This is a genomic window from Microbacterium sp. Bi128, from assembly GCF_918698205.1.
This window is the reverse complement of record NZ_CAKKMM010000196.1, coordinates 1-7,310: the sequence shown is the minus strand read 5'-3', so window position 1 is coordinate 7,310 and position 7,310 is coordinate 1. Positions and strand designations below refer to the sequence as shown.

Genomic DNA, 7,310 nt, shown 5'->3' with positions numbered 1-7,310 from the left:
GGCATCGAGATCCTCGGCGAGGGGAACATCTCGCACTACCCGACCCCCGAGACCGCCTGGATAGACCGCTGGCACGCTCTGTGCGCGCAGTACGGCCTCGAGCCGACGAACTATGGCTCGTGGATCGACTCCCGGATGTGGCGCCACCGCGACCTCACCGTCGACGAGGGGACCGACATGCTCGCGCGCGATCTGCGCCTGGCATCCACACTCGGGTTCACCTCGGTGCGCCCCAAGATCGGCGTCGTGGCGATGGATCTGACCCCGCACCCGATCTGGACCGGGGTCATCGAGCGTAATCTCGACCTCGCCGCAGAGCTCGACATCGTCATCTGCCCCGAGATCCACGCGCCGACCCCGATCCGCCACCCCGTCGTGGACGAGTACGTGCAGTTCATCCAGCGCACCGGGAGCGCGCACTTCCGCCTGCTGATCGACACGGGGATCTTCCAACGCGCCGTCTCGACCGCCCACCAGGACGGACTGAGCGACGAGGCGCAAGAAGAGGGATGGCGCAAACCCCTCGCCCTGCCGATGAGCGACCTCGTGGAGGTGCTGCCCTACACGCACTTCATCCAGACGAAGTTCTTCGACATCGACGATGCGCTCGTAGACCAGCAGATCCCGTGGGAGGAGATCCTCCGAACCCTCATCGAGAACGACTGGAGCGGCTACCTCTCCAGCGAGTACGAGGGCGAGCGCAGCCCCTACCGATCGATCGAGCAGGTGAGGCGCCAGCACGCGCTCCTGCGCCGCGCCGAAGCTCGGATCCGTGGCTGAGGACAGAGCGGTGCGCGTCGGGATCATCGGGGGCGGTTTCATGGCCGCGGTGCACAGCCGTGCGGCACGAGCCGCCGGGGCCGATCTCGCGGCCGTGGCGTCCTCCTCCCCCGAACGCGGACGCGCCGCCGCGACAGCGCTGGGCGCCCGCGGGTCGGCCGACGACGCCGATGCGCTCATCGCCGATCCCGAAATCGACGTCGTCCACATCTGCACGCCGAACGACTCGCACGAGAGGCTCGCCATCCGTGCTCTGGATGCCGGGAAGCACGTCGTGTGTGAGAAGCCCCTCGCGCTCTCCGGCCCCGCCGCCGCCGGCCTGGCTGCCCGCGCCGCATCTGCGGGCCGCGTGGCCACCGTGCCCTTCGTGTACCGCTTCCACCCGATGGTCCGCGAAGCGCGTGCGCTCACGGCATCCGGATCGATCGGACGCGTGCTGCACGTCGACGGTCGCTACCTCCAGGACTGGCTCCTGGGAGCCGACGACGTCAACTGGCGCGTCGACGCGAGTGCGGGTGGACGCTCGCGGGCCTTCGCCGACATCGGATCACACGTGGTCGATCTGCTCGAGTTCGTCACGGGCGACCGCATCGTGGCGCTGACCGCGATCACCTCGGTGGCCCACGCCGCCCGAGGTGGGCGCCCCGTGGCGACCGAGGACATGGTGCACGTCCTCGTGCGCCTGGCATCCGGATGCCACGGGTCGCTGACCGTGTCGCAGGTGGCGGCGGGGCGGAAGAACGCCCTGCGCCTGGAACTGTACGGCAGCGACGCGAGCATCGGCTTCGATCAGGAGCACCCCGACCAGCTCCTGCTCGGCCGACGCGCGCACACGGCCGTCGTCTCGCGCGACCCGGCTGCGCTGAGCGCGGATGCGGCCCGCCTCTCGATCGTGCCGGCCGGGCACCCCATGGGCTATCAGGATGCCTTCACCGCATTCGTCCGCGACACGTACGACGGAGTGATCTCCGGCTCCCTGCGCCCCGAGGTGCCGACCTTCGCGGACGGAGCTCGCGCCGCGCTCCTGACCGACCTCGTGCTCGATTCCGCCGCCTCGGGCGAATGGGTCGACGTCCCGTCCGCCGTGCCCGCCTGATCCCCCTTTCTCTCTCGCCGTCAACGAAGACAGGAGAACACCGCAATGTCATCCACCTCCGAAGGCCGTTCGCCGGTCGTCGTCATCGGATCGGGGCCGGCCGGAATGGCCACGGCCCTCGCCCTGCACAAGGTCGGGCACACGCCCATCGTGCTGGAGCGGTATCGCGAGGCGCGCCCCGCGGGCAACATCTTGAACCTGTGGCCGCCGCCCATCAAGGCGCTGCGTGAGATGGGAGTCGACATCACCGACCTCGGGGCCCCCTGCCACACCACGTTCCGGGGTGTCCGCGGCAACGTCCGGGCGGACGTCCGGATCCCCGACGATGTCGTGCGCGACTACGGCGGCGGCTTCATCGGCCTGCTGCGGCCCGAGCTCTACCGCCGCATGCTCGCGGCCATGCCCGCCGACGTGATCCGGTTCGGCACGACGGTCGTCTCGCTCGAAGACCGCGGGGACGACGTGCGCGTGACTCTCGGTGACGGTGAGGTGATCGATGCCGGCGTGGTCGTGGGTGCCGACGGCATCGACTCCATGGTGCGCACGCACCTGTGGGGTGCGAGCGACAAGCGCGAGCACCGGCTGCAGATCGTCGGCGGCTACACGTTCGCCGACGTGCCCGGCGCCGAGCGCAACGAGGTCGTGCTCCGCCACGACCGCACGGTCCAGGGGACGTATTCGTCGATCCGAGACGGCGGACGCGACGGGTTCCAGTGGTGGGTGCTGCAGGCGTGGGACCCGGAGGCTCCCGCGCCGACCGACCTCCGTGCACACGCGCTCGGACTCGCGCGGCGCTTCCCCGGCCCACTCGCCGGCCTCGTCGAGGCGACCGCCGACGACGCGTGCCAGCGGTGGATGATCCGCGATCGCAAGCCGATCCCCCGCTGGTCGCGCGGCCGCATCACTCTCGCGGGTGATGCCGCCCACGCGACGTCGCCCTACGCGGCATACGGCGCCGGGATGTCGATCGGCGACGGCTACACGATCGGTCAAGAACTCGCCGGCCTCGACCTCACCGACACCGCCGGCGTGCACGCGGCGCTTTCTCGCTACGACGACCGCCGTGTCGCGCACACCACCGCCCAGGTGCAGCAGGCGTACGTTCTCGGACAGGTGTTCCACCACGCCCCGGCACCGCTCCGCCCCCTCCGGGACTTCGTGCTCGACCACACGCCGCTGCTGCAGAAGCAGGTGGGCGAGCGCACTCCCGGCGAGATCGTCGCGCAGCTGGCGGAGATGGGCGACGGTCTACGCGGCCGGGCGTGAGACCCGCCCGGGCGGAGCGACGTGTTCGCTCGGGACCCGGCGCGGTGGTGTCCTCACGCGCGCCGGGTCCACGATCGGTTTCAGACCGTCGAGCTCCCCCGCATGGCCGCGACCTCGCGGCCGTAGATCACGGCCTCGCCTTCGGCCTTGAGCTTGAGCGCCGCAGCGGCATCCGAGAACGCATCCAGCGCCGGGTTCACACCGACGAGCGTGAACGGACGCTCGACGACACGCAGGTCGAGCCCCCAGACGTCTTCGAGTACTCGGCGGAGCCACCCGGTGGAGTGGTCCCAGCCCTCCTTCGGCGTCCCGGGTGCGTAGTTGCCACCGAGCACCGTGACCAGCGTCGCGGGCTTTCCGCGCAGCGCCGTGCCCTGCGGGTCGATGCGAGGGTCGGTGTACGCCAGATCGAACCACGTCTTGAAGTGCTGAGAGACGCCGTAGTTGTACAGCGGAACCGCGAACAGCAGCGCGTCGGCCGCGGTGAGTTCGTCGGCGAACGTCGTCGCGAGCGCCTGGGCCTCGCGCTGACGGTCGGTGCGCTCACCCTCCCCCACGAAGTTCGCCGTGACGGCATCCGCCCACGCGGTGGCGGGCACCGGCTCGACCGCGAGGTCGCGCCGAGTGACGGTGGAGTCGGGGTGGGCGGCGACCCACTCCTGCTCGACGAGGTCGGCGAGCGACCGGCTGGCGCTCGAGGCGGGGAGGATGCTGGCATCCAGGCGGAACAGGGACATGCGGCTCCAATCAGGAAATGTGAGCCGCTCTGTAAATAAGAGCGACTAGCGCGACTGTAGCACGCGTACCATGGGGTGATGCCCGAGACGAATTCGGATGCCGAGCATGGCGCCTGCGACGCCGCGGTGACGCTCGCCTTCTCGGTGCTCGGCAAGCGCTGGAACGGCATGATCCTGTCGTCGCTCGGCGCCGGCGCCACGACCTTCGTCGGCCTGCGGCGGGCGGTGACCGGCATCAGCGACGCCGTGCTCTCGGACCGCCTGGCCGAACTGGCCGGGGCCGGGCTCGCGGTCCGCACCGTGGACGCCGGCCCGCCCGTATCGGTGTCGTACGAGCTCACGGATGCCGGGCGCCGGCTGCTGCCCCTCCTCGAGCAGCTCGGCGACTGGGCGAGCGAGAACCTGGTTCCGGCGGCAGACGCACGGAAGTGAGTGGGGCGCGCCGCGCAGCGGGTCTGTTGTCTCCTGCAGCCTCGGTTCGCCAGACCAGGAGATTCGTATCGGATTCGACGCGCAGAGACCCCTGGGCGGGGGACGTAACGTCCCATTCAGCCGCGTGCGCTTCCGCCGCCACCCCCTGGAGGATATGCGCGACGGTTCTTGAAGCACACGAGTGCGGCACGCCCCCGAACAGATCAGTCCCAACGGCATGCGCTATCGATCGGTCCTGATCGGTGGTGGTGACACAGGTGCCGGCGCTAGATGCGCCGACACCTGCGTCGAGTCATGAGCAGCCGCCGTACCACTGACAGCTGTGCTGCGCCGGGGGTCGTCCCAGCCGCGTCGCCTCCGCGCACCACGCGCACTGAGGCTTGCCGTCGTTCACACACGCACATGCCATACTCCTCACCCCCTTCCCCAGTTCAGTGATGATTGCCGGTCGGTTCGCGGTGTCCTCACGCCATTGACCGACTCCGCCAGAGCCCGCCCGGTACCAGGCAACACGGGATCCGGGAAGGTGCGCGTATCCCGAGCTGCTGACTCACCAATCGCGTCCGCATGCCGGACAGGTCGCCGGCTTGTTTCCATTGCCACTGCCCTCGAAACCGCAGGCACAAGACGCCTCGTATTCGCGCTCGACCAACACACTCACCTCTCACATATTGAGCGCCCGCATCCGGGCGCGTGGCACATCGGAACATGCGGCAGAACGCACCCCGGCCGTACCGGATCACTCCGGCGGCATCCCCGAGGAGCCGATGCGATCCGGCTCCCCCAGAGAGAGGCCATTCGGGGCCTCCACCGCGTTCGTCCCCGAGGCCACCACAACCAGTGCTGGCCTCAGTACCTCGTCACCGATGAGGTACCCGTCGCGCAGCACGGCGAGGATCTGGCCCTTGACCGAATCCGTCGTGGTGTCCATGCGCACGGCCTCGTGGTATCTCGGGTCGAACACGTCGATCGGCGGCACCCGGCGGACATCACGGCGACGGAGAACCTCTTCGAGTTCCTCGACGACGCTCTCGACCACGGGATTGCCCACGACTTCGTGGAGCCGATCTGTCAGAAGGAGGAGCTCGCCGAAGAGGGCTCGGAGTTGGCTGCGCGCAAGTCCGTGCCGAGCGAGTTCGACTTGCGAGTACAGCTCCTCGTAGAGGCGCACCTTGGCCTTGTCGTCGAGGAGCCGCCGTTGGAAGAGGTCGCGCAGCGCCGAGAGCTCCGCGGCGACGTGCTCCAGCGTGGCGGGATCAGACACGAGTCGCCGCAGCCTCAAACGCCACGGACATGGACGGCCGGGTTGGCGGCATTGAACTTCCAGCCCGGCTTGTGGTGGCGCGCAATGAACAGCCACACCGCGAGCCCCCCGATCAGCAGACCGAGGAGCCCGACCACGGCGCTTCCGGCGCCGAATCCAGCGAACAGCATGATCAGACCCGCCAGTGCGGCTCCGAGGTACCACAGAATATTCCCGGAGCCGGTCCACTTCGAGGCCTCCGCCAGATCCGCCCGCCGCAGGTTGTCCTGGAGAGAAGCACGCAGAGCATCATCACTGAATGTCAGCCGGAGCGCGCGACCCGACATCTCACGAGTGATCCTGATCTGCTCGGGCGAAGTGATGAGGAAACCTCCACCGCGAAGTCGAGACCACTTGGCGAGATTGACGTCGTGCAGCGCCCACGCCAGGTAGTACTGAAACACTTCGGCCCCGGGTTGCGCCTTGACGACTTCCTCCATCAGCGGCAACGCCTGCTCAGACTTCCCGGTGTTGAGGTAGACGTTTGCGATCGCCGTCTTGTACACCGGGTCGCCGGGGACCTGCTGCAACGCGATCTCGTACTCTGCCAGCGCGTCGGCCCAATTGCCGGCAGCGGCATGAGCCTCGCCGTAGTCGAAGTGATACGCGGCGTTGTGGGGCATGAGGCGAATAGCCTCACGGAATTCGAACCCGGCATCGGCGTAGTTCGCCAAGATGAACGACGAGTTGGCACGAATGTTCCAGGCTTCATGACTGGCGCCGTTCACGGCGATCGCTTCGCGTGCGGCATAGTTCGCGGCGTGCGCGTTGCCGGTCGCGTAGAACGTGCGCGCCTCTGCGAGCCAGTCTCGTGCCCCCTCGGACGTGGATCTCGTCGCAGCTGCGGATTCGGCGCCAGCACGGGCCTTGTCCTGGACGCGAGTGCTGTCGTAGGTCCTGCGCGCCGAGGCGTCGAGGAGGACGCGTTCGGCGTCGGCGAGATCACGAATGCGCTGCTCTGCCACGCTCTTCTGGACAACGTCGGACTGGCCGGCACGCTTGTTCCATATCCGCCGCTGCCCGCGGATCGCTTCCCTGATGCGATCCGCGTCAGCCGTTTCCGGCAGGGAGAGGATCTCGTAGAAGTCTACGAACGTTGCTGTCTTCATTCGTCAGGCCACTTCCGTGTCGTTGTTGTTATCCATTGCCGTGCGGATGTCTTCGTCGCTGAGGTTGGCGGTGTTGTCGACCTCGAAAGAGCCGAGAAGAGAGTCGGCAGTGAGGTCGTAGAGAGCGATCGCCACCATCTGGTCGATGTCGTAGGCGAACTCCACTCGAATGGGCGCACCCTTCGGATAGGGCGGGATCGTCAGCAGCTGATCGCCAATCTCTCGGACGAAGGCGAGATCTTCGTCGTCGCCCTGGGTGACCTGAACGAGCAGCTCCGTCTGACCGTCGGCGGATGTCGCGAACACGTCCGACCCCTTGGCCGGGATTTTCGTGTTCCGAGGAACGACGATCGAATTCACGAGACGACCGGAGCCATCGTGTGCCAACACGGCCACGCCGAGACCTTGCGAGGTCACATCCTGAACGATCACGCGCGGACGGGACGTCCCCGCAGCCGGAGCTTCCATCGCCGCTTGGATACCTGCCCCGAGCGCGACCAATTCGTCGGGATTCCCCACCCGCAGCGCCGGCCGCCCGGAGATCTCCTCGATCATGCGCGCCACCATCGGCATCCGGGTCGATCCCC

Annotated in this window: 8 protein-coding genes; 4 read left to right on the top strand and 4 right to left on the bottom strand. The window is 68.2% G+C overall.

The window, feature by feature from the left end; all coding sequences use genetic code 11:
- From LQV45_RS14290 to LQV45_RS14280, 3 genes are all read left to right on the top strand, one after another.
- A partial coding sequence (locus LQV45_RS14290) for a sugar phosphate isomerase/epimerase (protein WP_230007603.1) occupies nucleotides 1-780 on the top strand: 780 nt, incomplete at its 5' end.
- Nucleotides 773-1,876, top strand: a complete 1,104-nt coding sequence (locus tag LQV45_RS14285) for a Gfo/Idh/MocA family protein (protein ID WP_230007602.1) — start codon at nucleotides 773-775, stop codon at nucleotides 1,874-1,876. The genes LQV45_RS14290 and LQV45_RS14285, both read left to right, overlap by 8 nt.
- A 45-nt stretch (nucleotides 1,877-1,921) precedes the next feature.
- Nucleotides 1,922-3,142: an NAD(P)/FAD-dependent oxidoreductase gene (locus tag LQV45_RS14280; RefSeq protein ID WP_230007601.1), complete on the top strand. Its 1,221-nt coding sequence runs from the start codon at nucleotides 1,922-1,924 to the stop codon at nucleotides 3,140-3,142.
- An 80-nt stretch (nucleotides 3,143-3,222) separates the two neighbouring features.
- Here LQV45_RS14280 and LQV45_RS14275 read toward each other — a convergent pair whose 3' ends face one another.
- Nucleotides 3,223-3,879, bottom strand: a complete 657-nt coding sequence (locus LQV45_RS14275; protein WP_230007600.1) for an FMN-dependent NADH-azoreductase — start codon at nucleotides 3,877-3,879, stop codon at nucleotides 3,223-3,225.
- Between the two features lie 78 nt (nucleotides 3,880-3,957).
- On the opposite strand from LQV45_RS14275, the gene LQV45_RS14270 reads away from it, so the two are divergent.
- Nucleotides 3,958-4,311 (top strand): helix-turn-helix domain-containing protein, encoded by a 354-nt coding sequence (locus LQV45_RS14270; RefSeq protein ID WP_230007599.1) that lies wholly within the window; start codon nucleotides 3,958-3,960, stop codon nucleotides 4,309-4,311.
- Between the two features lie 739 nt (nucleotides 4,312-5,050).
- Here LQV45_RS14270 and LQV45_RS14265 read toward each other — a convergent pair.
- The 3 genes from LQV45_RS14265 to LQV45_RS14255 form a co-directional block, all read right to left on the bottom strand.
- Nucleotides 5,051-5,575 (bottom strand): nucleotide exchange factor GrpE, encoded by a 525-nt coding sequence (locus tag LQV45_RS14265; RefSeq protein ID WP_230007598.1) that lies wholly within the window; start codon nucleotides 5,573-5,575, stop codon nucleotides 5,051-5,053.
- 14 nt (nucleotides 5,576-5,589) lie between these two features.
- Nucleotides 5,590-6,723, bottom strand: a complete 1,134-nt coding sequence (locus LQV45_RS14260; protein WP_230007597.1) for a tetratricopeptide repeat protein — start codon at nucleotides 6,721-6,723, stop codon at nucleotides 5,590-5,592.
- 3 nt (nucleotides 6,724-6,726) lie between these two features.
- On the bottom strand, nucleotides 6,727-7,310 hold a 584-nt coding region (locus LQV45_RS14255; protein WP_230007596.1), incomplete at its 5' end, for an Hsp70 family protein.